The organism is Rhodothalassium salexigens DSM 2132, from assembly GCF_004341375.1.
In the GTDB taxonomy this organism is placed as follows: domain Bacteria; phylum Pseudomonadota; class Alphaproteobacteria; order Sphingomonadales; family Rhodothalassiaceae; genus Rhodothalassium; species Rhodothalassium salexigens.
Genome location: NZ_SLXO01000009.1, coordinates 87,247 through 110,949 on the forward strand (window position 1 = coordinate 87,247; position 23,703 = coordinate 110,949).

20 protein-coding genes and 1 other RNA gene are annotated in these 23,703 nt (G+C 70.2%); 14 read left to right on the forward strand and 7 right to left on the reverse strand.

Annotated elements, in window-relative coordinates:
• Positions 1–216: 216 nt before the first annotated feature.
• From hpnC to EV659_RS11710, 7 genes are all read left to right on the forward strand, one after another.
• Positions 217–1,071: a squalene synthase HpnC gene (gene hpnC / locus EV659_RS11680; protein WP_132709071.1), complete on the forward strand. Its 855-nt coding sequence runs from the start codon at positions 217–219 to the stop codon at positions 1,069–1,071.
• Positions 1,072–1,081: 10 nt separating this feature from the next.
• On the forward strand, positions 1,082–2,311 hold the full coding sequence (locus EV659_RS11685; RefSeq protein ID WP_132709072.1) for a glycosyltransferase: 1,230 nt from the start codon (positions 1,082–1,084) through the stop codon (positions 2,309–2,311).
• Positions 2,312–2,434: 123 nt separating this feature from the next.
• Positions 2,435–3,364 (forward strand): presqualene diphosphate synthase HpnD, encoded by a 930-nt coding sequence (hpnD, locus tag EV659_RS11690; protein WP_132709073.1) that lies wholly within the window; start codon positions 2,435–2,437, stop codon positions 3,362–3,364.
• The gene (gene hpnE, locus EV659_RS11695) at positions 3,361–4,737 is read left to right on the forward strand and encodes a hydroxysqualene dehydroxylase HpnE (RefSeq protein WP_132709074.1); all 1,377 of its coding nucleotides are present in this window, start codon (positions 3,361–3,363) and stop codon (positions 4,735–4,737) included. The genes hpnD and hpnE overlap by 4 nt, the downstream gene beginning before the upstream one ends.
• Positions 4,734–5,474 carry a phosphorylase family protein gene (locus tag EV659_RS11700; RefSeq protein WP_132709075.1) on the forward strand — a complete coding sequence of 247 codons (741 nt, stop codon included), beginning with the start codon at positions 4,734–4,736 and terminating at the stop codon, positions 5,472–5,474. The genes hpnE and EV659_RS11700 overlap by 4 nt, the downstream gene beginning before the upstream one ends.
• Before the next feature lie 41 nt (positions 5,475–5,515).
• Positions 5,516–5,977, forward strand: coding sequence for a phosphate-starvation-inducible PsiE family protein (locus EV659_RS11705; RefSeq protein WP_132709076.1), 462 nt, complete (start codon positions 5,516–5,518; stop codon positions 5,975–5,977).
• Between the two features lie 3 nt (positions 5,978–5,980).
• Complete coding sequence (locus EV659_RS11710; RefSeq protein ID WP_132709077.1) at positions 5,981–6,811, forward strand: lysophospholipid acyltransferase family protein; 831 nt, start codon at positions 5,981–5,983, stop codon at positions 6,809–6,811.
• A 32-nt stretch (positions 6,812–6,843) separates the two neighbouring features.
• Here the strand turns inward: EV659_RS11710 and EV659_RS11715 are convergent, their stop codons facing one another.
• The 4 genes from EV659_RS11715 to EV659_RS14720 all read right to left on the reverse strand — a co-directional run bounded on the left by EV659_RS11715 (position 6,844) and on the right by EV659_RS14720 (position 13,146).
• Complete coding sequence (locus EV659_RS11715) at positions 6,844–8,685, reverse strand: ABC transporter ATP-binding protein (RefSeq protein ID WP_132709078.1); 1,842 nt, start codon at positions 8,683–8,685, stop codon at positions 6,844–6,846.
• A 125-nt stretch (positions 8,686–8,810) separates the two neighbouring features.
• Positions 8,811–9,986: an adenosyl-hopene transferase HpnH gene (hpnH, locus tag EV659_RS11720; protein ID WP_132709079.1), complete on the reverse strand. Its 1,176-nt coding sequence runs from the start codon at positions 9,984–9,986 to the stop codon at positions 8,811–8,813.
• A gap of 144 nt (positions 9,987–10,130) precedes the next feature.
• Entirely contained in the window at positions 10,131–12,806 is a 2,676-nt protein-coding gene (locus EV659_RS11725; protein ID WP_132709080.1) for an MMPL family transporter, read from the reverse strand.
• A gap of 202 nt (positions 12,807–13,008) precedes the next feature.
• Positions 13,009–13,146, reverse strand: coding sequence for a hypothetical protein (locus EV659_RS14720; RefSeq protein ID WP_165878867.1), 138 nt, complete (start codon positions 13,144–13,146; stop codon positions 13,009–13,011).
• Positions 13,147–13,255: 109 nt separating this feature from the next.
• On the opposite strand from EV659_RS14720, the gene EV659_RS11730 reads away from it, so the two are divergent.
• A complete protein-coding gene (locus EV659_RS11730) occupies positions 13,256–14,353 on the forward strand; it encodes a glycerophosphodiester phosphodiesterase family protein (protein WP_132709081.1) in 1,098 nt (365 codons plus the stop codon).
• Between the two features lie 91 nt (positions 14,354–14,444).
• On the opposite strand, the gene EV659_RS11735 is transcribed toward EV659_RS11730, so the two are convergent.
• The 3 genes from EV659_RS11735 to EV659_RS11745 all read right to left on the reverse strand — a co-directional run bounded on the left by EV659_RS11735 (position 14,445) and on the right by EV659_RS11745 (position 18,619).
• The gene (locus EV659_RS11735) at positions 14,445–16,940 is read right to left on the reverse strand and encodes an ATP-dependent helicase (protein ID WP_132709082.1); all 2,496 of its coding nucleotides are present in this window, start codon (positions 16,938–16,940) and stop codon (positions 14,445–14,447) included.
• A gap of 69 nt (positions 16,941–17,009) precedes the next feature.
• The gene (locus EV659_RS11740) at positions 17,010–17,930 is read right to left on the reverse strand and encodes a cation diffusion facilitator family transporter (protein ID WP_165878868.1); all 921 of its coding nucleotides are present in this window, start codon (positions 17,928–17,930) and stop codon (positions 17,010–17,012) included.
• Between the two features lie 122 nt (positions 17,931–18,052).
• On the reverse strand, positions 18,053–18,619 hold the full coding sequence (locus EV659_RS11745) for a DUF4396 domain-containing protein (RefSeq protein ID WP_165878869.1): 567 nt from the start codon (positions 18,617–18,619) through the stop codon (positions 18,053–18,055).
• Positions 18,620–18,808: 189 nt separating this feature from the next.
• On the opposite strand from EV659_RS11745, the gene EV659_RS11750 reads away from it, so the two are divergent.
• The 6 genes from EV659_RS11750 to EV659_RS11775 all read left to right on the forward strand — a co-directional run bounded on the left by EV659_RS11750 (position 18,809) and on the right by EV659_RS11775 (position 23,700).
• A complete protein-coding gene (locus tag EV659_RS11750; RefSeq protein WP_132709084.1) occupies positions 18,809–19,117 on the forward strand; it encodes a metal-sensitive transcriptional regulator in 309 nt (102 codons plus the stop codon).
• 159 nt (positions 19,118–19,276) lie between these two features.
• Positions 19,277–19,684: RNase P RNA component class A (gene rnpB, locus EV659_RS11755), an RNA gene on the forward strand.
• 386 nt (positions 19,685–20,070) lie between these two features.
• Positions 20,071–20,541 (forward strand): division/cell wall cluster transcriptional repressor MraZ, encoded by a 471-nt coding sequence (locus EV659_RS11760; RefSeq protein ID WP_165878870.1) that lies wholly within the window; start codon positions 20,071–20,073, stop codon positions 20,539–20,541.
• Positions 20,541–21,569 (forward strand): 16S rRNA (cytosine(1402)-N(4))-methyltransferase RsmH, encoded by a 1,029-nt coding sequence (rsmH, locus tag EV659_RS11765; RefSeq protein ID WP_132709086.1) that lies wholly within the window; start codon positions 20,541–20,543, stop codon positions 21,567–21,569. Before EV659_RS11760 ends, rsmH begins: the two co-directional genes overlap by 1 nt.
• Entirely contained in the window at positions 21,566–22,021 is a 456-nt protein-coding gene (gene ftsL, locus EV659_RS11770) for a cell division protein FtsL (RefSeq protein WP_132709087.1), read from the forward strand. Before rsmH ends, ftsL begins: the two co-directional genes overlap by 4 nt.
• Positions 22,018–23,700 (forward strand): peptidoglycan D,D-transpeptidase FtsI family protein, encoded by a 1,683-nt coding sequence (locus EV659_RS11775; RefSeq protein WP_132709088.1) that lies wholly within the window; start codon positions 22,018–22,020, stop codon positions 23,698–23,700. Before ftsL ends, EV659_RS11775 begins: the two co-directional genes overlap by 4 nt.
• The last annotated feature ends 3 nt before the right edge of the window (positions 23,701–23,703 follow it).

Genomic DNA, 23,703 nt, shown 5'->3' on the forward strand with positions numbered 1-23,703 from the left:
GGTTTGTCCGGTACGCCCGCCACGACCCCTGCCGCACGGACCATGCTCTACGGGCCTTCGGGGCCGCGATCTTGGTCCAGCTATCGGGGCAAATCAATCGCTGCCGGGCACCGCCCCCCATGGACCCCGGTGCTTCGGCACGCTATCAGACCGACGGGCAGACCGGCGTGTACCCGGGTCTTCAGGGGCGCCACGCCAATCGGGAGTGAGCGAGACATGGACGAGGCACGGCAAACGGCCCTGGCGGCCGAGACGCCCTCGGGCAAGGGCGCGGCAGACGAGAATTTCCCCGTCGGGTCGCTCCTGCTGCCCAAGCGGCTGCGCCCCCATGTGGCGCGCTACTACGCCTTCGCCCGCGCCATCGACGACGTGGCCGACGACGCCGACGCCAGCGCCGAGCAAAAAATCGCCCGGCTCGACCGGTTCGCCGCCGCCATCGCCGGCCAGCCGACGCCGCCGGGCTATGACAAGGCCGCCCGCCTCGGCCGCCAGACCCTCGACCCGCTGAGCATCCCGCACGCCCACGCGCTCGACCTGATTTCGGCGTTTCGCCAGGACGCGGTCAAGACGCGCTATGCCGATTGGGCCGAGTTGATCGACTATTGCAACCGCTCGGCCTGTCCGGTGGGCCGCTTCCTGCTCGACCTGCACGGCGAGGACCGGGCGGGCTATTCCGCCTCCGACGCCCTGTGCAACGCGCTCCAGGTGATCAACCACCTGCAGGACTGCGGCGACGACCGCGCCGCCCTCGACCGCATCTACCTGCCCCAGGACTGGATGGCCGAGGCCGGGGCGACCAACGAAGACCTGGACGGCGCCGCCCTCAGCCCCGGCCTGCGCCGGGCCGTCGACCGCTGCCTCGACGCCACCCAAGAGTTGCTGGCGCACGCCTGGACCCTGCCCGCGCAGTTGAAAAGCCGGCGGCTGGCGTGGGAAAGCGCTGTGATCCTGCAAATCGCCGACGATCTGGTGGCCCGCCTGCGCCGCCAAGACCCGCTGGCCACCCGGGTCGAACTGAGCAAGCCCGAAAAACTGTGGGCGGCGGTGCGCGGCATCGCCCGGACCTTTTAGGCCGCCGGTGATGTTCGCCACCTTAAGCTACATCCTCGCCCACGGCGCCGCCTTGGCCGGGCTGGCCGCCGCGCGCCCGGGCTTCTTCTGCGCCGACGAACGCCTGACCCGCGAGCCCGCCGCCAGCCGCGCCGCCGACAGCCCTGCCGACAGTCCTGCCGACACCGGGTGGCCGACGGTGACCGCGGTGGTGCCGGCGCGCGACGAGGCGCCGACCATCGCCGCCTGCGTGCGGGCGCTCGCCGCCCAGGACTATCCGGGCCGGCTGCGGGTGATCGTGGTCGACGACCAGTCGAGCGACAACACCGCCGCGATCGCCGCCGGGGCCGGCGCGGACGCCCGGGTCCCGGTGGAGGTGATCACCGCGCCGGCGCTCAAGCCCGGCTGGTCGGGCAAGATCGCCGCCCTCGACGCCGGCCTGGCGCACGCGACGAAGGTCGCTCCTGAAACCGATTTCTACTGGTTTACCGACGCCGATATCGTCCACGACCCGCAGGTGCTGCGCGACCTGACCGCCAAGGCGGCCCAAAGCGACGCCGCCCTGGTGTCGTTGATGGTGCGGCTGGCCTGCACCAGCGTGTGGGAGAAGCTTTTGGTGCCGGCCTTCGTGCTGTTCTTCCAGATGCTCTACCCGTTCCGGCTGGTCAACACGCCGGGCCACCCCATGGCAGCCGCAGCGGGCGGTTGCATCCTGGTGTCGCGGCCGGTGCTCGATGCCGCCGGCGGGCTCGACCGGATCAAGGGCGCGCTGATCGACGATTGTTCGCTGGCCGCGCTGATCAAGCGCCAGGGCCGGCCGATCTGGCTTGGGCTGGCCGAACACAGCCGGTCGCTGCGCCGCTACGAGCACCTGGGCGAATTCTGGCACATGGTCAAGCGCACCGCGTTCGTGCAACTGGGTTTTTCGCCCTGGCTGCTGATCGTCACCGTGGTGTTCATGGCGGCGCTGTTCATCGTGCCGCCGGCGCTCGGGCTCGTCGACCGGCTGGTCTGGGCGGCGACCGGCCAGGGCTGGCTGTTTCCCGCCGGCTGGCTCGGCTGGGCCGCGGCGCTGGCGCCGTGGCTGGGCCTTGCCATCTTGCGCCGGCCGACCGACCGGTATTATGCCCTGTCCGTCGCCTGGGCGCCGACACTGGCGGTCGCGGCGACGCTGTACACGGCGATGACCGTGCATTCGGCGCTCGCCCACTGGCGCGGCGCCGGCGGCGCCTGGAAGGGGCGCGTGTACGATCATGGCTGACAATAGACAATTCGGACGACACATGGCAGCCTGGACCAGCCCGAAACCGCCCCTTCGCCCCGCCCTGTCGCGGCCATCCCATAGGCGCGACGCCCGCGCGGCCGGCCTGCCGGAACGCGACGCATGACCGAAACCCAAGCCATCCGGTCCGAGCCCCCCGCCGCCCGCTCCACCCCCACCGCCGACAGCGCCGACTGGGCCCATGTCTATGCGGTGGTCGGCGAGGCGGGGACCAGCTTCTTCTGGGCCATGCGCCTGCTGCCCAAGCCGCAGCGGCGCGCCATGTTCGCCGTCTACGCCTTCTGCCGCGAGGTCGACGACATCGCCGACGGCGACCTGGCAACCGAGGAAAAACACCAGGCGCTCGACCTGTGGCGCGCCGACATCGCGGCGATCTTCGACGGCCGCGAACCCGCCTACCCCACCGCGCGCGCGCTCGCCGACGTGGTCGCCGCCTACGATCTGGCCCAGGCCGACCTGGACGCCATGGTCGACGGCATGGCCATGGACGCCGACGGCCCGATCCGCGCGCCGTCGCTCGACCGGCTCGACCTCTATTGCGACCGGGTCGCCGCCGCCGTCGGACGCATGAGCGTGCCGATCTTCGGCGAGCCCGGCGCCAACGGCCAGGCGGTCGCCACCCATCTGGGCCGCGCCCTGCAACTGACCAACATCCTGCGCGATGTCCACGAAGACGCGCTCGAAGGCCGGCTCTACCTGCCGCGCGAGGTGCTGAAGCGCCACGGCATCGACACCGCCGACCCCTATGCCGTCGCCGCCGACCCCCGGCTGCCGACGGTGGCCCGCGACATCGGCGCCATGGCGGCGCAGTCGTTCGACCGCGCCGACGCCGCCATGGCCCGCTGCGACCGGGTGGCCATGAAACCCGCCCGGATGATGCGCGCGGTCTATCGCCACCTGCTCGACCGCATGGCCGCCGACGGCTTCGCCGGCGTCGGCAAGCCCAAGCCGGGCAACCCGCTGGCCAAGATCCGGTCGAGCGCGGTCAAGCTGTGGCTGGCGCTGCGCCACGGCCTGCTGGCGCGGTCATGACCGCCACCCCGCCCCCCGGCCCCGCCCTGCCCCCCGACACCGTGACGGCGCCCGGCACCGTCACGACCCCCGGCACCGTGCACGTGGTCGGGGCCGGCTTGGCCGGGCTCGCCGCCGCCGTGGCGCTGGCCGATGCCGGCCGGCCGGTGCGGCTTTACGACGCCGCGCCGCGCGCCGGCGGGCGCTGCCGGTCGTTCGACGACAGCGCCCTCGGCGCCCGGATCGACAATGGCAACCATCTGATGATGGCCGCCAACACCGCCGTGGCCGACTTCCTCGACCGGGTCGGCGCCCCCGACGGGCTTTACAAAGCCCCCCATGCGCGCTTCGACTTTCTCGACCTGGCCAGCGGCACCCGCTGGTCGGTGCACCCCAATCGCGGCGCCCTGGCCTGGTGGCTTCTGGTGCCCGGCCGGCGGGTCGCCGGGGCCGGGCTGTGGGCGCATCTGCGCGCCGCCGGGCTGTTGCTGGCCGGCGCGCGCGACCGGGTGGTCGACCGGGTGCCGGCGCAAGGCGCGCTCTACGACCGGTTCATCCTGCCGCTGACCGAGGCGGTGATGAACTGCGGCCCCGATCGGGCCTCGGCGAGGCTGTTGCGCCGGGTGATGGTGGAGACCTTCGCCCGGGGCGGCGACGCCTGCCGGCCGTGGATCGCGCGCGAGGGGCTGTCGGAGGCGCTGGTCGATCCGGCCCTGGCCCATCTGGACCGCCACGGGGTGAGCCTTGAAACCGGCGCCCGGCTGAGCGCCGTGGAGCGCCGCGACGGGCGCGCCAGCGCGCTGGTGTTCGGCCGCGACCGGGGCCGTGTGGCGCTCGACGCCGGCGACGCCGTGGTGCTCGCCCTGCCCCCCGACCAGACCGGCAAGCTGTTGGACCTGGACGTGCCGCAAGGGGCGGTGCCGATCGTCAATGTGCATTTCCGCCTTGACGTGCCCTTGGCGCCGCCGGGCGAACCGCGACTTCTGGGCCTGGTCGGCGGTACCGCGCACTGGCTGTTCCTGCGCGACCGGCTGGCCTCGGTCACCGTGTCCAATGCCACGGACCTGGCGCAGCGCCCCAATGACGAGATCGCCCAAACCTGCTGGGCCGATGTGAGCCGCGCCTTGGACCGCCCGGCCGAGCCGATGCCGCCGGTGCGAGTGATTATCGAAAAGCGCGCCACCTTCCTGCAAACGCCCGAGAATGTGGCGCGCCGGCCGCACAGCCGCACCGAGTTGGCCAATCTGGCCCTGGCCGGCGACTGGACCGACACCGGCCTGCCCGCCACCATCGAAGGCGCCATCCGCTCGGGCTTTACCGCCGCCGAGGCGCTCAGCCCCGCCGCCCCGGCCGACACCGGCACCGCGCCCGCCCAAGCGATCCGCGCCGCATGACCGTCGCGCTCTCGGTGGGCCTGATTACCGGCATGGACTTCGAGGCCGCAGCGGTGCGCCGGGCGGCACGCGGCGCCCGGTTGCTCGCGCCGCCGATCGCCGTTGGCGCCGGCTGCCACGCCGCCGAAGCCGCCGCCGCGACGCTGGCGGACAGGGGCGCCCGCGCGCTGATCAGCCTGGGCTTCTGCGGCGCGCTCGCGCCCGATCTGACCCCGGGCCGGGTGGTCGTGGCCGACCGGCTGCTGACCCCGGACGGCGACGGCGCCCTGGTTGCCGAGCGCCCCGCCCTCGACGCCGCCGCCGCCCGGCTGGCCCGGGTGCTCGGCGCGCCGCCCGCCGTTGGCGCGCTGGTCCATGGCGACGTGCCCCTGGCCACCGCCGAGGCCAAGGCGGCGGCCCATGCGCGCACCGGCGCGCTCGGCGTCGACATGGAAAGCCTGGGCGTGGCGCGCGCGGCAAACGCCGCCGGCGTGCCCTGGCTCAGCGTCCGTCTGGTGCTCGACACCGCCGACGAGACCCTGCCGCCGGCGGCGCTGGCAGGTTTCGCCCCGGGGCGCGGCACATCGGTGTGGCCGGTGATCGCCACCCTGGCCCGGCGACCGCAAGACCTGCCGGGCCTGTTGCGCTTGGCGCGCCGGCGTGCCGCCGTGACCCGCGACCTGGAGGCGGTGGCCCGCGCCGGCCTGCCCGATTTCGGCCTGGCCCAGCCCTCCTTGTCAGAAACCGGGCGATCCTGACCGGTTGATTGCACAGGCCTGCGCCCGTTAAGCTGGCGACCATGGTTTTCAAACGGATTTATCAAGGATTCGAGCGGCTGGTGGCCGCCGCCCTGACCATTGGGCTGATGGCGGTGGTGGCCATGGCGGCGCTGCAATTCCTCATTGGTGTGGGCGAGACGCTCTGGACGCTCGACACCGGCTTCACCTACAAAACCTTCCAGGGCCTGTTCGAGCGCGTGTTGGCGGCGATCATCGCGCTCGAACTCGCGCATTCCGTTCAACAAATGGCCGCCGGCGAACACGGTCTGACCCAGGTCCGCACAGTGTTGCTGATCGGCGTGTTGGCGGTGGTGCGCAAGTTCATCTTGCTGGAAATCGAACAGACCAGCGGTCTATTCCTGTTGGGCCTCGGCACGGCTATTCTGGCGCTCGGCTTCTCCTACGCCGCCGTGTTCTGGGTCGAGCGTGGCCGCCAGAGCCCAGACGGCGCCGAGCGTCCGATCGACCGCAGCCCGTTCTGACCCGTGGCCAAACCGCCGCCCGCACGCTTTTCCTACGCCACGCCGGACCTGCCGGTGGCCAAGCGGGCGCTGATCGCGCTGGTGGAACAGGCCGGCGGGCGGCGCCGGCTGAAGCGGCTCTACGACCGCGCGGCGGCACGGCCTTGGGCACCGGATGAAAGCTTCTTCGACCGCGCCGTGGCGGCCTTGGGCCTCGACCTTCGGGTCGACGACGCGGCCCTCGCCCGGGTGCCTGCCAGCGGGCCCGTGCTGTTCATCGCCAACCATCCTTACGGCGTGCTCGACGGGCTGACGCTGACCGCGCTGGCGTTGCGCGCGCGCCGTGACCTTCTGGTCATGGCCCACGCCGCGCTGACCCGAATCCCCGAGGCGCACGGCCATCTGCTGCCGGTGGACTTCGCCGGCACCCCGGCCGCGCAGGCGTCCATGCTGGCGGCGCGCAAGGCGGCGCGCGACTGGCTGGCCCAGGGCGGCGCGGTCGGCCTCTTTCCCGGCGGCGGCGTCGCGACCAGCCCGCGCGCTTTTTCCGGCCGCGCCGAGGAACGGCCCTGGCACCCGTTCACCGCCAAGTTGATCCTGAGCGCCCGGGCGAGCGTCGTGCCGGTCCACTTCGCCGGGCAGAATTCGCGGCTGTTCCAGATCGCCAGCCATCTGAGCCAGACCCTGCGCCTGTCGCTGCTATTCCGCGAAACCGCGCGGCGCATCGACACGCCGCTCGACGTCCGGGTGGGCGCGCCGATCCCGTTCGAGGCCCTGACCGGCTTCGCCAATCGCGCCGCGCTCTTGGCCCATCTGCGCCAGGTCACCCTGACGCTGGGCCGGGCGCCGGGCTGACCGGCCGGGACATCCTCAAGGCGCCGGCCGGCTTACTCCGCCGCGGCTTCCTCGGTCAAAAAGCCGCCCGACTGGCGCTGCCACAGGCGCGCGTAAAGGCCGCCGGCGCGCAGCAGATCGTCATGGGTGCCCTGTTCGACGATGCGGCCGCGGTCGAGCACGATCAGCCGGTCCATGGACGCGATGGTCGACAGCCGGTGCGCGATGGCGATCACCGTCTTGCCGGCCATCAACTCGGCCAGGCTGTCCTGGATCGCCGCCTCCACCTCTGAATCGAGCGCCGAGGTGGCCTCGTCGAGCAACAGCACCGGCGCGTCCTTCAAGAACATGCGCGCGATGGCGATGCGCTGGCGCTGGCCGCCCGAGAGCTTGACGCCCCGGTCGCCCACATGGGCGTCGAGGCCGGTCCGGCCCTTGTGATCCACCAGTCCGGTGATGAACTCGGCGGCGTGGGCGCGCTCGGCGGCGCGCCAGACGGCGGTATCGCAGGCCTCGGGGCTGCCGAAACGGATATTGTCGCGCACCGAGCGGTTGAGCAGCCCGGGTTCCTGGGTGACCATGCCGATCGAGCGGCGCAGGCTTTCCTGGGTCACCGCCGCGATGTCCTGGCCGTCGATCAGGATGCGCCCAGCCTCCACATCGTGGAAGCGCAACAACAGGTTGACCAGGGTCGACTTGCCGGCGCCTGAGCGGCCGATCAGACCGACCCGCTCGCCGGCCCCGATCTCCAGGGTCAAATCGTCGATCACGCCCGAGCCCTTACCATAGTGGAACGCCACGCCGTCATAGCGGATCGCGCCGCGGGTAACGGTCAGGGCGCGGGCGTCCGGCCGGTCGACGATGGCGCGCGGCCGGGCGAAGGTGGCGATGCCGTCGCGGATCGTGCCGATGTTCTCGAACAGCGCCGAAATTTCCCACATGATCCACTGAGCCATGCCGCTTTGGCGCAGCACGATGGAGATGGCCACCGCGATTTCGCCCAAGGACACCGCCTGGGTCAGCCACAGATGGATCGACAGCCCGGCAACGCCGAACACCAACAGCGAATTGAGCGTGTAGAGACAGGTCTGCAAGCCGGTGACCAGGCGCATCTGGGCGAACACGGTGGCCAGAAAGCCGTCCATGCCGTCGCGGGCATAGCGTTCCTCGCGCCCCGACCGGGCGAACAGCTTGACCGTCTGGACGTTGGCATAGCTGTCGACCACCCGGCCGGTCATGTCGGCGCGGGCGTCGGCCTGGCGCTCCGAGCGGTCCTGCAAGCGCGGCAGAAAGAACCGCATCATGGCCACATAGCCCAGAAACCACAGCACCATGGGCACCATGAGCCGCCAGTCCGAACCGCCGAGCAGCGCCAGCGTACCGAGAAAATAGACGCCCACATAGAGCAACACATCGGTGAGCTTGAGCACCACCTCGCGCACGGCCAGCGAGGTCTGCATCAGCTTGGTGGCGATGCGGCCGGCGAAATCGTCCTGGAAGAAGCTCAGGCTTTGGCCCAGCAGATATTTGTGGGTCAGCCAGCGGATGCGCATGGGGAACGGCCCAAGAAGCCCCTGGTGGACCACCAGACCGCTCAATAGCGCCATGGCCGGCAGCACCACCAGCACCACGACGCTCATGCCCACCAGCGTCCAGCCATACTCGGCCAGGAAGGTCGCCCGGTCGGCGCCGTCGAGCCAGTCGACCAACTGGCCGAGCACGGCGAACAGCCACACCTCCAGGATCGCCACGGCCGCCGACGTGGCCGCCATGGCGCCGATCAGCCCCTTGGCCGAGCGCGCATAGTGCCAGCAATAGGCCCACAGCCCGCGCGGCGGCTGCTCCGCCGGGTCGGACGGAAACGCCTCCAGCCGGGTCTCGAACCAGCGCAACATGACAGCTTGCCTCCAGCCACAAACGCCCGCCCCGAACGGCCGGGGCGGGCGTGGTCGTCAGATCGGGGGCTCACAGACCCCCGCCGGTGCCGCGCGAGGCGACGCCGCCGGGGCGCGTCGCGGCGTCAGGCGACGCGGCTTTCCGCGCTTTCGCCCTCACCATCGCGCTTGGTGGCGTCGGGCATGTGGGCGTCGTTCATGAACGCGTCCACCTGTTTGTCGAAGATATACTTGGCCGGCCGCTGGTTGGACAGGTCCAGGTCCTGGACCATGGGCTTTTCGGTCTCGACCCCGCGCACCATGCGCAGGAACGCCTTGAACGGGTGGGCCACGGTGTCGTCGACTGCGGTCGGCTCATAGCCGCAATGGACCATGCAGTTGGCGCACTTTTCGTACTTGCCGGTGCCGTAGCTGTCCCAGTCGGTGTCTTCCATCAATTCCTTGAAGCTGCCGGCATAGCCCTCGCCCAGAAGATAGCACGGCTTCTGCCAGCCGAATACGTTGCGCGTGGGATTGCCCCAGGGCGTGCATTCGTACTGCTGGTTGCCGGCCAGGAAATCCAGATACAGCGACGACTGGTTGAACACCCACTTGCGCTCGCGCTTCTTGCCCAGGCGGAACACGTCGCGGAAAATGGTCTTGGTTTGCTGGCGGTTGAGGAAGTGCTCCTGCTCGGGCGCGCGCTCATAGGCATAACCCGGCGATACGGTGATCCCCTCGGCGCCGAGCGTCATGCAATAGTCGAAGAACTCGGCGACGCGCTCGGGCTCGGCATTGTTGAACAAGGTGGCGTTGACGGTGACGCGGAAGCCCTGCTCGACGGCCATCTCGATCGCTTCGACCGCGCGCTTGAAGCCGCCCTTCATGTCGACCGCCTCGTCATGCTCCTCTTCCAGCCCGTCCAGATGGACCGAGAAGGTCAGATAGGGCGACGGCTTGAACGTACCCTTCTTGAGCGCCTTCTTGAGCAGCAGCGCGTTGGTGCACAGATAGACGAACTTCTTGCGCGCGACGATCTCGGCGACGATCTCGTCGATCTCCTTGTGCAGCAGCGGCTCGCCGCCGGGGATCGAGACCATCGGCGCACCGCACTCGTCGACCGCTTCAAGGCACTCTTCCTTGGACAGGCGCTGTTCCAGGATGCGCTTGGGGTAATCGATCTTGCCACAGCCCGGACACGCCAGATTGCACTGGAACAAGGGCTCCAGCATCAGCACCAGCGGATAGCGTTGCCGCCCCATCAGCTTCTGCTTGAGGATGTAAGACCCGACGCGGAATTGTTGTATCAAGGGGACAGCCACGGCTCTTTCCTCTTATCCTGGAATTCCTGTTCTCCTATGGCGCCATACACCATAAGCCGGTATGCGTCACCCCCTTTTCAGACCATTTCGGTCATCATAAGAGCAGGTGCAGCACTCTTGCCACAAGCCGGTATGGCGGCCCTGTCATCCGTCGTCCGTATCGCCGGGCGGGTGGCGCAGGCTCCACAGACCGGGCAATACCACCAGCGTGCAGACCAGCGTCAAGCCGATCGCCACGGTCAGCAGGATGCCCATGCTGGCCGTGCCGCGGTGGTCGCTGAGCGCCAGGGTGCCGAAACTACCGATGGTGGTCAGTGCCGACAGGCTTACCGCGCGCGGGGTCGACGTGGCGACCGCCGACAAGGGCCCGCCGCCAGCCCGTGCTCTGAGCACGAAATGGATGCCGCTGTCCACCCCCAAGCCGATCAGCAGCGGCAGCACGATCACATTGGCGAAGTTGAACGGCATGCCCAAAAGCGTGCTCGCCGCCATGGTAAACACGCCCGCCAGCACCAGCGGCAACAGGATCAACGCCACCGTGGTCAGCCGGCGCAGCGCCACCCACAAGATCACGGCCGCCAGCACCCCGGCGGTGGCGGTGGCCTGGACCATGGCCTCGCTGACATAGCGCGCGGCGTAGAGCACCACCTTGGCCGAGCCGGTCACGTCTTCCTCCACCGCGCCCACCTCATCGACGAAGCGCGCGCGGCGCGCCTCGTCGGCCACGTCATAGGCGGGATAGATCTGCACCCGCGCGCGGCCGTCGTCGGCCAGGTAAAGCCGGCGCAAGGTCTCCGGCACATCGTCGAGGCCCACCGGCGCCACCGCCACCTGGCGCTCCAACAGCCCCAGATGGTCACCCAGGTGGCGCATCACCAGGGCCTCGAACCGCGCCAGGGTGGCGTCGTCGGCGGCCACCATGCGCGCCATGCGGTCGATCAGCCGGGTCAACGACGCCTCGAACGGCCCGGGGCGCAGGGCCGGGTCGGCCTCGGCGCGCTTGGTGTCGAGCATGTCGCGGCCGACGGCGATAAAGTCGGTGATCGCCGCGCGGTGGCTGTCGGGGTCGGTGGTCGGCTCGGGCTCGGTCTGGAACACGATCGCCAACTGGCCGGCCAAATAGTCCAATTCGGTCAGCTTGAACGCCTGATCCTTGGGCACGAAGCTGGCCAGGGTCAGCGCCTGGCGCACCGCCGGCAGGCGCTCGAACATCTCGGCCTTGTCCTGCGCCGCGCCCAGGTCGGCGGCCAGATATTGCAGCGTGTAGGGGACCGTGTTGTCCTTCTCGAACAAAAGCTGGAAGGCGCGCACGGCGGGGCTGTCGGGGTCGCGCAGGCTCATCGGGTCGGCGTCGAACCGGGCGTCGTCGGCCCACGGGATCGCCACCGCGCCGAGCACCAGCGCGATCAGCGCCATCGGCCGGGTGACCTTGGCGAAGCGGCGCTGGAACGCCGGATGGGGATCGCGCTTGAAGCGCTTCGGGCTCGGGTTGACCAGGGCGAGCCAGGCCGGGATCACCGTGACTGCGGTGAAGAAGGCGATGAACACGCCGGTGCCCGAGATGATGCCCAATTGCGCGATGCCGGTGAACGCGGTCGGGATGAAGGCATAGAAGGTCAGCGCGGTGGTCGGTGCGCACAACAACAAGGCCAGGCCGATCTCGTCCATGGCGTTGTCGAGACTGCGCCCCACCGGCTGGCCGCGCCGGCGTTCGTCCCAGAAGCTGAGCGCCAGATGGATCGCGAAGTCGATGCCAAGGCCGATGAACAGCACGGTGAACGCGATCGACACCAGATTGAGCGAGCCCACCGCGACGCTGGCGAAACCGAAGGTCAAAAACAGTCCCAAGAACAGCGACAACAGCGCGCCGCCGACCAACGCCCAAGACCGCAGCCCCACCGCCAGGATCACCGCCACCAGCACCAGCGACAGCATGGTCGACACGCCGATGCCGCTCGACACGCTTTTGAGTTCCTGGCCGCGCAGCACCGCGTCGCCGGTGACCGCAAACGCCACCGGCCCGGCGACCACCCCGCGAACCTCGTCGAACAAGGTGTCGAGTGTCGCCTCGACGCGCTTGGTGGGGTTGAGGCTGCGAAAATCCTGGCGTGGGTTGGCGGTGATCACGCGCATCACCGGCCCCTGCCCGGTCATCTGGCCGTCGGGGTCGAAAACCCGCGCCCAGGACATGGCGCGCGTCGGCGGCGCGCCGCCGCCCGAGGCCAGAGCCGCCGACGACTCGGCCAAGGCGGCGTCGGCGGTGACGCTCAACTCGTCGAACAGCCCGATCAGAACCTGTGGCTCGAAATCCCGTTCGAGCGCGCCCTTCATCGGCTTGAACAGCCCGGTCAGTGTCGGGTCGGCCATCAGCCGTTCCAGGAACGGCGTCGCGTCGCTCAACCGGCCCGACAGGTCCTCCAGTTCGGTGACCGACAGGAACAACAGCCCGTTGTCGCGCAGATAAGGCTCGACCGCGCTGGCGAACACGGTGTCGAAGGTGTCGGGCCGGGCGCGCATGGCGTCGACCAGCATGCGCGTCGCCTCGTCGGCGGTCTCGGGCGTCTCGGCGCGGACAATGACGGCGATCGAATCCCGGCTCTGCCCGAACGCGTCCAGATACGCCTGCTGCACCTGGCGATAGCGCAGATCGCCGTCGATCATGTTGCGCGCTTCGGTGTCGATGGAGATGAAGGCGATGCCGTGCGCCAGGCCAGCCAAGGCCAGGCTGGTCACCAGCGCCAATACCAGACGCGGGCGCCTGACGCAGAGCGCCACCCACGCCCGCAGCCATCCGACGATCGGTCCCAACCCTTTGTGCATGAATGCGCGCCCGCTGTGCCTGAAAAACCACTGAGGCCCGCTTGTAGACGCGCGGTGGCGGGGGCATCAAGGCCCCTCGGCCGGCCGATCCGGTGCGCGGTCGCCCCGCCGGTCCCTGCCGGTCAAAGACCGCAGCGGGGTGTCACCGCCGACCGGTTCAGGGACAGCTTCGGGACGGCTTAGGGGCGGCCAACCGGATGGCTCAAAGGCCGCCGGATAAAACCAGATCGGCCGCCAGGGCCAGGGCGATGCCCACCCCAAGACAATGATAGGGCCGAAGAACCAGCAACAATTCGGCCGCGGTGCGCAGATCGCGCCAGTAATCGCCGAGAACGTTCATAATCCCCCCTTTTTTCAACCTTATAGAATTCGCGCTGGCGGTCCCGGTGGAGCTGCGCTATTGGGTCGCGCAACCTTGACCCCCAGCTTCGCGACCGGACCCCGCCGCCATGCCTGAACACACCGCCGCCGACCCGACCGCCCGTCCGCTCAGCGGGTGGTTTTCATTGTCCCGTTTGGCCGCCGGCTTGATCCCCAAGGCGCGTATCCCGGCATTGGCCCCGGCGTTTAGCCCAGCCCTGCCCCGGGCGCTGGTGGCCATCGGCGCCGTGCTGGCCGCGCCGGTCGCCGGCCATGGCCAGGAACCGGCTCGGGAACCGCTGGAGGCCCAGGCACCGGCACAGGCCCAGGCGCCCGAGGCCGACGCGCCGGCGATCGCCTATCTGCGCTGCCTGGACGCCGCCGACGTGGCGCTGGTCAGCGCCCATCGCGGTGGCCCGGCGCCGGGCTATCCCGAAAACGCGCTGGAGACCTTCGCGCACGCGGCGTCCCTGGGGCCGGTGGCGCTGGAAGTGGACGTGCGGCGCAGCGCCGACGGCGTGTTGTTGCTGATGCACGACGACACCCTCGACCGCACCACCACCGGCACGGGCCCGGTCGCCGACACGCCGTGGCAGCGGATCGCCGGGCTGCGGCTGCGCGACAATGACGGGGCGGCCACCGATTTTGCCGTGCCGACGCTCGACGCCGCCCTGGCCTGGGCCTTGGGCTGGCGGGGCGCGCCGGTGCTGTTGCAACTGGACGTCAAACGCGGCGTCGACATCGCCCGGGTCGCCCGCGCGGTGCGCGCCCACAACGCCGAGGCGGTCGCCACGGTGATCACCTACAGCGCCGACGCCGCCGCCACGGCGCTGGCCGCCAACGACCGGCTCGGCGTCTCGGTGTCGGTGGATGCGGAGGCGGACCTGAAGGCCCTGGCGGCCCGGGGCGTCGACCCGCGGCGCATTCTGGCCTGGACCGGGGTCGGCGCGCCGGCGCCCGCGCTTTGGCAGGCGCTCGACGCCGCCGGCGTGCCGGTCTCGTTCGGCACCATGTGGGACATCGACCGCGCCATCGCCGCATCGGGCGACGACGCGCGCTACCGCCGCCTGGTCGGCCAAGGGGTCGACCTGCTGGCCACCGACCGCGCCGCCGCCGCCCACGCCGCGATCACCGACCCCGACCGGACCAGCCAGGCGGCCCGGCGCTGCGCCGCCCGCCATCGCTGACACCCGCCATGGCGACGCCCCCGGGCGCTAACACCCCCGGGCGCTCAAGCCCCAGCACCATGGTGCCGCCAACGCCCGGCGCCGGCGGCGCTCAGGCCTGGTCGGCGGGGCGGACGTAGCTGGCCACCAGGCGCTTTTCGCCGGCCTTGTCGAACGCCACCGTGACCTTGTTGCCGTCGGTGGCGGTGACCGTGCCATAGCCGAACTTGTCGGAGAACACCCGGTCGCCCTGGTCATAGGACGCCGCCGCGCTGTCCTGAACCGTCACCTTGCGGGCGCGCAGGTCGAGCGTGGTGCCCCGCGCGGCGGGCTTCTGGTCGCGGTCGAAGGGGTTGGCGCGGGCCTCGCGCCGGGCCATGCGCTGCCAGCCGGGCCCGGCGTGGCGTCCGGCGTCGCCATGGCCCGCGCTCCCCGCGCCGCCCGAACCGCCGGCGCCGGCGTCCATCCGCCCCCAGGCGCCGGCCTCGTAGCTGCGCCCCCAGGCCATGCCGCCCTGGGCGCCATAAAGGCCGGTATCGGCGGCCATCTCCACATGGTCCTCGGGCAACTCGTCCAGGAAGCGCGACGGGATCTGCGACTGCCACTTGCCGAACACCTGGCGGTTGCCGGCGTGATAGATGCGCGCCCGGCGCTTGGCCCGGGTGATGCCCACATAGGCCAGCCGGCGTTCCTCTTCGAGCCCCTTGAGCCCGCTTTCGTCGATGGCGCGTTGGTTGGGGAACACGCCCTCCTCCCAACCGGGCAGGAACACGGTGTCGAACTCCAGCCCTTTGGCGCCGTGCAGGGTCATGATGGTGACCGCCGCGCCGTCGGCCTGGCGGTCATTGTCCATAACCAGCGCGATATGCTCCAGAAAGCCGGCCAGATTGTCGAACTCGGCCATCGCCTGGATCAACTCCTGCAGGTTCTCGATCCGCCCCGGCGCCTCGACCGAGGTGTCGGCCTGCCACATGGCCAGATAGCCGGACTCGTCGAGGACGATCTCGGCGACCTCGGTGTGGCGGTGCTCGCCGGCGTCCAACAACTCCCGCCACCGGGCAAAGTCGGTCAGCAACTGGGTCAGGGCGGTGCGTGCCCGGCCCTTGACCGCGCCGGCGCGCAACTGGCGGTCGATGGCGACCATCAGCGGCACGCCCTCAGCACGCGCCGCCGCGTTGAGCGCCTGCAAGGTCGCCTTGCCGATGCCCCGGCGCGGCACATTGATGATCCGTTCGAGCGCCAGATCGTCCGACGGCTGGACCAGCAGGCGGAAATAGGCCATGGCGTCGCGGATCTCGCGCCGCTCATAGAAGCGCGGGCCGCCGACCACCCGATAGGGCAGCCCCAAGGTGATGAACCGGTCCTCGAACTCGCGGGTCTGGAAGCCGGCGCGCACCAGCACGGCGACCCGGTCGAGCGCCAGGCCCTCGCGTTGCAGATCCTCGATCTCGTCGCCGATCTGGCGCGCTTCCTCTTCGGCGTCCCAGACCCCGCGCACCACCACCGCGTCGCCGGCGCCGGCCTCGGTCCACAGCGTCTTGCCCATGCGCCCCTCATTGGCCGCGATGAGCCCCGAGGCGGCGCCCAGGATATTGCCGGTGGAGCGGTAATTCTGTTCCAGCCGGATCACCTGGGCGCCGGGAAAGTCGCGCTCGAAGCGCAGGATGTTGCCCACCTCGGCGCCCCGCCAGCCATAGATCGACTGGTCGTCATCGCCGACGCAGCAGATGTTCTTGCTGTCCTGGGCCAACAGGCGCAGCCACAGATACTGCGCCACATTGGTGTCCTGATACTCGTCGACCAGCAGATAGCGAAAGCGCCGGTGATAGTCGCCCAGCACATCGGCGTGGTTCTGGAACACGGTGATCATGTGCAGCAACAGGTCGCCGAAGTCGCAGGCGTTGAGCGTCTTCAGGCGCGCCTGATACTGGCCATAGAGCCGGCCGCCCAAGCCGTTGGCAAAGCCGTGCGCCTCGGCCTCGGGCAGCCGGTCAGGGGTCAGCGCCCGGTTCTTCCAGCGGTCGATCAGCCCGGCCAGGGCGCGCGCCGGCCAGCGTTTTTCGTCGACGCCCTCGGCGGCCATGAGCTGCTTGAGCAGGCGGATCTGGTCGTCGGGGTCGAGGATGGTGAAATTGCGGTCGAGACCCACCAGGCCGGCGCCGGGCGTGGCGCCATAGACGCCGCGCATCATGCGCGCGCAGATGGCGTGGAAGGTGCCGATGGCCATGCCGCCGATCGGCCGGCCAAGCAGCGCCTCGACCCGCTCGGTCATCTCGCGCGCCGCCTTGTTGGTGAAGGTGACCGCCAGGATCTGCCCCGGCCCGGCGCGGCCGGTGGCGATCAGATGGGCGATGCGGGTGGTCAGCACCCGGGTCTTGCCGGTGCCGGCGCCGGCCAGCACCAGCACCGGCCCGTCGAGCGCCTCGATGGCCTGGCGCTGCGGCGGGTTCAGCCCGTCCAGATAAGCGGGCGGCGACTGGGGCACGGCGGGCGGTACCGACGCCCTCGCCGGCTCGCTACCGGGCACAGGCTCACCAGCGGCGGCGGGCGCGCCGGCGGGCGCGGGGGCATCGAAATGGCTCAGGTCGAACGGGTCATGATCGGGCATGGGCGCGGTATAGCAAGCCGGTGAGGCCGACGCCAGCGGCGGCGCGGGCGGCGTCGGTCCGCCCGGCGTTCAGGACGTGGCCACCGCCGCGCGGCGATGGATCACCGCATCGCAGCAGCGCCCATATTCGATCTCGACCGTCGCGTGGTCGATGCCGTGGCGGGCGTGCAGCCGGTCCTTGATCGCGGCGATCCGCCCCACCGGGTCGGCGCCGGCGTCGATGCAGGCGTGCAGGGTGATCATCGGCCGGGTCTCGGTCAGCGCCCAGGCGTGCACATGGTGCACGTCGACCACGCCGTCCAGTTCGGCCACCAGGTCGGCGGCGATCGCCTCGGCGTCGACGCCCACGGGCGCGGCCTCCAGAAGAATGCGGCCGGCGTCCTTGACCACCAGCCAGGCGCTGCGCAGGATCAACAGCGCCACCAGGATCGACAGCAAGGGGTCGGCGGGCGTCCAACCGGTGGTCATGATCACCACCGCAGCACCGATCGCCGCCACCGAGCCCAACAGGTCGCCCAACACGTGCAAGGCGGCGGCGCGCACATTGAGATTGCCCCGGTCGGCGCCGTGCAGAATCCAGAACGCCAGGATGTTGACCGCCAACCCGGCCGCCGCGACGCCCAGCATCACCGGCCCCTGCACCGCCACCGGCTCGGCCAGCCGGCGCCCGGCCTCGATCACGATCATACCGGCGATGGCGAACAGCGCCAGACCGTTGGCGAACGCCACCAGCACCGAAAACCGGTCGAAGCCATAGGTGCGTCGGGCGTCGGCCGGCTGTCGGGCAAGCCGGGCGGCGAACCAGGCAAGCCCCAGGGCCGCGAAGTCGGTGGCCATGTGCCCGGCGTCGGCCAGCAGCGCCAGCGAGCCCGAAATGACACCGCCGGCCACTTCCGCCACCATGAACAGGCCGGTCAGCAGGGCGGCGAGACCCAACCGGCGCTGGTTCAGCCCGGCCTTGTCCGCCCCATGGGTATGCGCGTGAGCCACGGCGATCTCCTGACGTGATGCGCGGCCATCCTAGCAACGGGATCGGGGCTGGCCAATAACCGCCACAGCCAGCCCCACCGGCCCCGGAAGGCCCTGAAGACTCCGACGGCCCGCCCGCCGGCTCAGTGGCACTTCTTCATGTCGCGGGCCAGCAACCAGGCATTGACCGGCCAGGCGGCCAGGAAGCCCGCCGGGATCGCCACCGCCAGGCCGATCAGAAACGCCGGCTCCAGGATCGAACCCGCGCTGGCGCCGCCGACCATCACGTCGGCGCTGTTCATGGCGATTTCCATCACCCCGATGGAGATCGCCTCGCCAAGCCAGATGGCCTTGAACGCCTGGACGAAGGTGCGCCCGGTCTGGCGCATCACCGGCACCAGGCCGAGGGTGAAGCCGGAGATATAGGCCAGCACGGTCGCCAGGGTGATGGTCGCCCACACCGGCCAGCCCAGCGACACGCCGATGGCCAGACCGGCGACCTCACCGATCACGCAGCCGCTCAAACAATGCAGCGTGGCATGCGCCGAGGTGACCCAGCGGTTCGCGCCATGACCATGGGCGTGGCCCGCTTCCGCTTCGCCGCCGGATTTGGCGCCGTGGCCAGCGCAGCCTTGATCCTCTGCAGCGTCCGCGTGGCGCACGGCGGTGCCTGGATCGTTGGACGTCGTTAGCGTAGGAGTGTCGGTCATGGATGGCTCCTTTGCTCCGATCAAGTCAGCGGATGGGCGCTGCCGCATCGAACCGGTCGGCGGCATCAACTCCGGCCCGTCGGGGGCTTCGTCGCCGCTCCGTCGTCCGGCCGACGCCGCTTTGACGCCGGCTCATCCGTTCGCTACACATGGTACCCCTATGGGGTATACGTCAAGGACCCGCTGCTAATGACGGACACGACCGAAACCGCCGACAGCCCGGCCGAGGCCACCGACAAGACCGCAAAGCTGCGCCGGCTCCACCGCATTGAGGGCCAGGTGCGCGGCATCGCCCGTATGATCGAGCAGGACCGCTATTGCATGGACGTGCTGTACCAATTGCAGGCGGTGCGCGCGGCACTGGCCAAGGTCGAAGACCAAGTGCTCAAGGACCACGCCGCCAGTTGCGTGGAACAGGCGATCCGGGCCGGCGACCCGCAGGCGCAGCGCCGCCAGTTTCACGAACTGGTCGACTTGTTCGGCAAGGCCCGCCGCTGAGACGGGGCAGATGTGCTTCGGTCGGGTTGCGGGCGCGTGGTGGTCGACAGCAGCGGCCCGCTCGAACCGCCCCGACCCGGCGCGGTGCCCGGCCCCGGCCACCCGGCTGGTCGGCGACACTTGCGCGCCTCCGCCGGCCGCGTCATATAAAACCAGTGGGCAGACGGCCGGGCGGCCGCTCCCGACCGCGGCGAGGCCGTGGTGGGAGAGGAAAGTCCGGGCTCCACGGAAACACGGTGCCGGGTAACGCCCGGCGGAGGCGACTCCAGGGACAGTGCCACAGAAAGCAAACCGCCCACCGGCCCGAGCGGCTCGGCGGGTCAGGGTGAAAGGGTGCGGTAAGAGCGCACCGCCCGGCCGGTAACGGTCGGGGCACGGTAAACCCCACCGGGAGCAAGACCGAGAAGGAGCGACCGGGGCCGGCCTGATGGCGCGGCCCGGCCCGGTTTCCGGGGTGTCGCTCGGGTAGGTCGCACGAGGCGGTCGGCAACGCCCGCCCCAGATGAATGGTCGCCGCCCCTGGGCCACCAGGGCGCACAGAACCCGGCTTACAGGCCGTCTGCCCACCGCTTCGGGCTGCAAAATCAGCCCTTTAGGGCGTTTCTTTTAACAAAATCGGGCCCGTCGGGCGCGGCGGTAACGTCCTACCGACGCCCAAGCCGCGAAACCGGCGAGCGGGCCCTGGGAACGCTTGGGAACCGCATCGCCCTTGCCAGAAGACGAGACCATAAGAAGAACAAAACATAAACATAGAAAGAATTGGCGGGCCGCTGCCGAGAATGTCGACACAAATTGCGTAGATTTTATCGAATACAAACGGCCGGAAAGGCGCATGAATCCTAGCGTCCGAGGTAAGGAGTCCCTGGACGCCCAAGCAATCCCATGATATCCCAAAGATACCCAAGATTGGCTGGGATATGTGCGCGCGGCCCAAAGCCGCGCTGGGGCGGTGGATGAATCTCTTCTGGGGACGACACGACAAGCGGATCGACAAGAAGGGCCGGGTTTCGGTGCCTTCCGATTTCCGCGCCGCGCTCGCCGAAGCGAACGCGTCCAGCGTCGTGGTTCTGCCCGAACCGCGCGAGCCGTTCCTGCGCGCCATGGCACCGGCCGAATTCCAGGACATCCTGCGCCAGCTCAAGCAGACCTACGGCCGCTTCGACGCCAAGCGCACCCGCGCCTCGCGGCAATTGTTCAGCCGCGCGCAAGAAATGCAGTTCGACAGCGAAGGCCGGATCATCCTGCCCAAGAAATTCCTCGACTATGCCGATATCGTCGACACGCTCAGCTTTGTGGGCGCCGGCGACCATTTCCAGATCTGGAACAGCGCCAGCCTCGACGCCGAGGAAAACGACGACGACGCCATGGCCGACGATGTGCTGGCCGCCCTTGAAGGGCTGCCGGCGGAAGGGGCGCTGTCGTGATGGTCGAACGCCAGACCCCGCCCAGCCCCAATGCCGGCCCCGATGCCCCCACCGGTGGCCCGCATGTGCCGGTGATGCTGGACAGCGTGCTCAAGGCGCTCAGCCCCCAAGACGGCCAGGTGATCGTCGACGCCACCTTCGGCGCCGGCGGCTACACCCGCGCGGTCCTCGACGCCGCGCGCACCCATGTGCTGGCGTTCGACCGCGACCCGACGGCGATCGCCGCCGGCGCGGCCCTGGTCGACGCCTATGCCGGCCGGCTGACCCTGATCGAACGCCGTTTCGGCGCCATGGCCGAGGCGCTGGCGGCGCGCGGCGTGGCGGATGTGGACGCCATCGTGCTCGATATCGGCGTGTCGTCCATGCAACTCGACCGGGCCGAACGCGGCTTTTCCTTCTCCCATGACGGCCCGCTCGACATGCGCATGGACGCCGGCGGCGCCGAGGCCGGCGAAAGCGCCGCCGACGTGGTCAATGACTATGACGCCGAGGACCTGGCCCGGATCATCTACCGCTATGGCGAGGAACCGCGCTCGCGGCGCATCGCCCGGGCAATCGTCGAGGCACGCGCCAGCGCGCCGATCACCCGCACCGGCCGGCTGGCCGAGATCGTCGCCCAGGCCGTCGGGCCGACGCCCAAGCGCAAGATCCACCCCGCCACCACCACCTTCCAGGCGCTGCGCATCCATGTGAACCGCGAGCTCGACGAGCTCGACGCCGCGCTCGACGCCGCCGAACGGCTGCTCAAGCCCGGCGGGCGGCTGGTGGTGGTCAGCTTCCATTCGCTGGAAGACCGGCGGGTCAAGCGCTTCCTGGCCGCGCGCACGGGCGAGCGCCCGGCGGTGTCGCGCCACCAACCGCTGCCCGAGGGGCCGGCGCCGGTGGCCACCTTCCGCCTGCCGTCGAAGGGCGCGGTCAAGCCGACCGCCGCCGAGATCGCCGCCAATCCGCGCGCGCGCTCGGCCCGGCTGCGCGTCGGCATCCGCACCGAGGCCGCGCCCCGGCCCACCGGGGAGGCGCCGCAATGATCCGCAAGCTGTTGATCTTTTTGGGCTTGGCCGTGGTCCTGGGGGCGGTCGGCGGGCTTTATCAGCTCAAGCTGATGGCCGACGCGCGCAGCCGCGAGGTCGCCGCGCTCAAGGCCACTATCGCGCGCGAACGCGACGCCATCCAGGTGCTGCGCGCCGAAGCCGCCTATCTGTCGAGCCCGGCGGTGGTCCAGACCGAAGCGTCCAAGTTCCTGACCCTGCGCAAGGCGCGCACGGACCAGGTGATCACCAATATCCGGGACATTCCGTTGCGCCTCGACCCGGAGACGCCGGTGGACGGGGACCGCGACCTGATCCGCCCGGACGTGGCGACCGACGAGGCGCCGGCGCGGCGACCGCACGTGCCGGGCATCGGCATCGCCTATCAAGCCGCCGAGCGCGCCGGCCAGCCCCGATGGGTGACCGTAGATAAAAGGGAGGACCAGCGATGATCCGGGTCGACCGTCTGTTCCGCCTGCAACGCCCGTCGCTGGACCAGGCCCACCAACGGCTGAGCGTGCTGATCCTGCTGTTCGCCGCCGGCTTTCTGGTGGTCGCCGGCCGGGCGGTGGATTTGGGCGTGTTCCAGTACGCGGGCGACCCGGCCGCCCCGGTCAACCCCGCCGAGGCCGACCATCGCTGGCAGCGCGCCGAGATCGTCGACCGCCGGGGCGAGGTGCTGGCGACCACGGTGGCGTCGCAGTGGCTCTATGCCGACCCGCGGCGGATTCAGAAGCCCGAAGAGACCGCGCTCGCCCTGGCCGAAATCCTGCCGGGCCAGACCGCCGGCGACATCCTGCGCCGGTTCCGCCGGCCCAAGGAATTCGTCTGGATCGAACACAATCTGACGCCGTCCCAGGTCGCCGCGGTCAACGCGCTCGGCGAGCCGGGGCTCAATTTCAAGACCGGCAGCCTGCGCCTCTACCCGCACGGCCGGCTGGCCGCGCACGCGCTCGGCTATACCGGCATCGACGGCGAGGGGTTGGCGGGCCTGGAGAAGTTCTTCGACCGCCGGCTGACCGACCCCGCGCGGCTCGACGAGCCGCTGCGCCTGTCGCTCGACCTGCGCGTCCAGCACGCCGCCACCGACGAACTCGCCCTGGCCATGGACGAGTTTCAGGCCAAGGGCGCGGTGGCGCTGGTGATGGACGTGCACAGCGGCGAGCTTTTGTCGCTGGTGTCGCTGCCCGACTACAACGCCAACCGCTACGCCACCGCGACGCCCGAGCAGAAGCGCAACCGCGCCACCTACGAAATCTACGAGCAGGGCTCGGCGCTCAAGGCGGTGACCATCGCCGCCGCGCTCGACGCCGGGCTGGTGCGCCTCGACGACCGGATCGACGCCACCAAGCCGATCCGCATCGCCGGCTACACCATCCACGATTTTCACGGCCAGCGCCGCGACCTGACCGTGCCCGAGGTGTTCACCTACTCCTCCAACATCGGCTCGGCGCGGCTCGGCGACACGCTGGGCGCCGAACGCCAGAAGCGGTTCTTCCGCCAGGTGGGGCTGTTGAGCCCGGCGGACGTGGAGGTCACCGAGGTGAGCGCGCCGCGCTACCCCGAACGCTGGGGCCGCATCCACACCATGACCGCCTCGTTCGGCCACGGCGTGTCGATCTCGTCGGTGCAACTGGCCCAGGCCATGGCCGCCATGGTCAATGGCGGGCGCCTGCAACCGGCCACCTTGCTGGCCGACGCCGATCGCCAAGGCCGGCACCGCGGCCGCCAGGTGATCAGCCCCGAAACCAGCGCGGTGATGCGCCAGTTGATGCGCGTGGCGGTGGTCAAGGGCACCGGCTCGTTCGCCGACGTGCCCGGCTACCGGGTCGCCGGCAAGACCAGCACCGCCGAGAAACCGGGCCAGACCGGCGGCTATGACCATGACCGGGTGTTGAGCTCGTTCACCGGCGTGTTCCCGGCCGAGACGCCGCGCTACCTGGTGTTCGCCATGCTCGACGAGCCGCACGGCACCGAGGCCACCTATCAGTTCGCCGGCGGCGGCTGGGTGGCGGCGCCCACGGTGGGCAAGATCATCGCGCGCATCGGCCCGCTGCTCGGCGTCGAGCCCCGACCGGCCGACCAGACCTTCATCCGCGAGGCCGCGCTGCTGGTCCAGGAGAAGGATTGATCG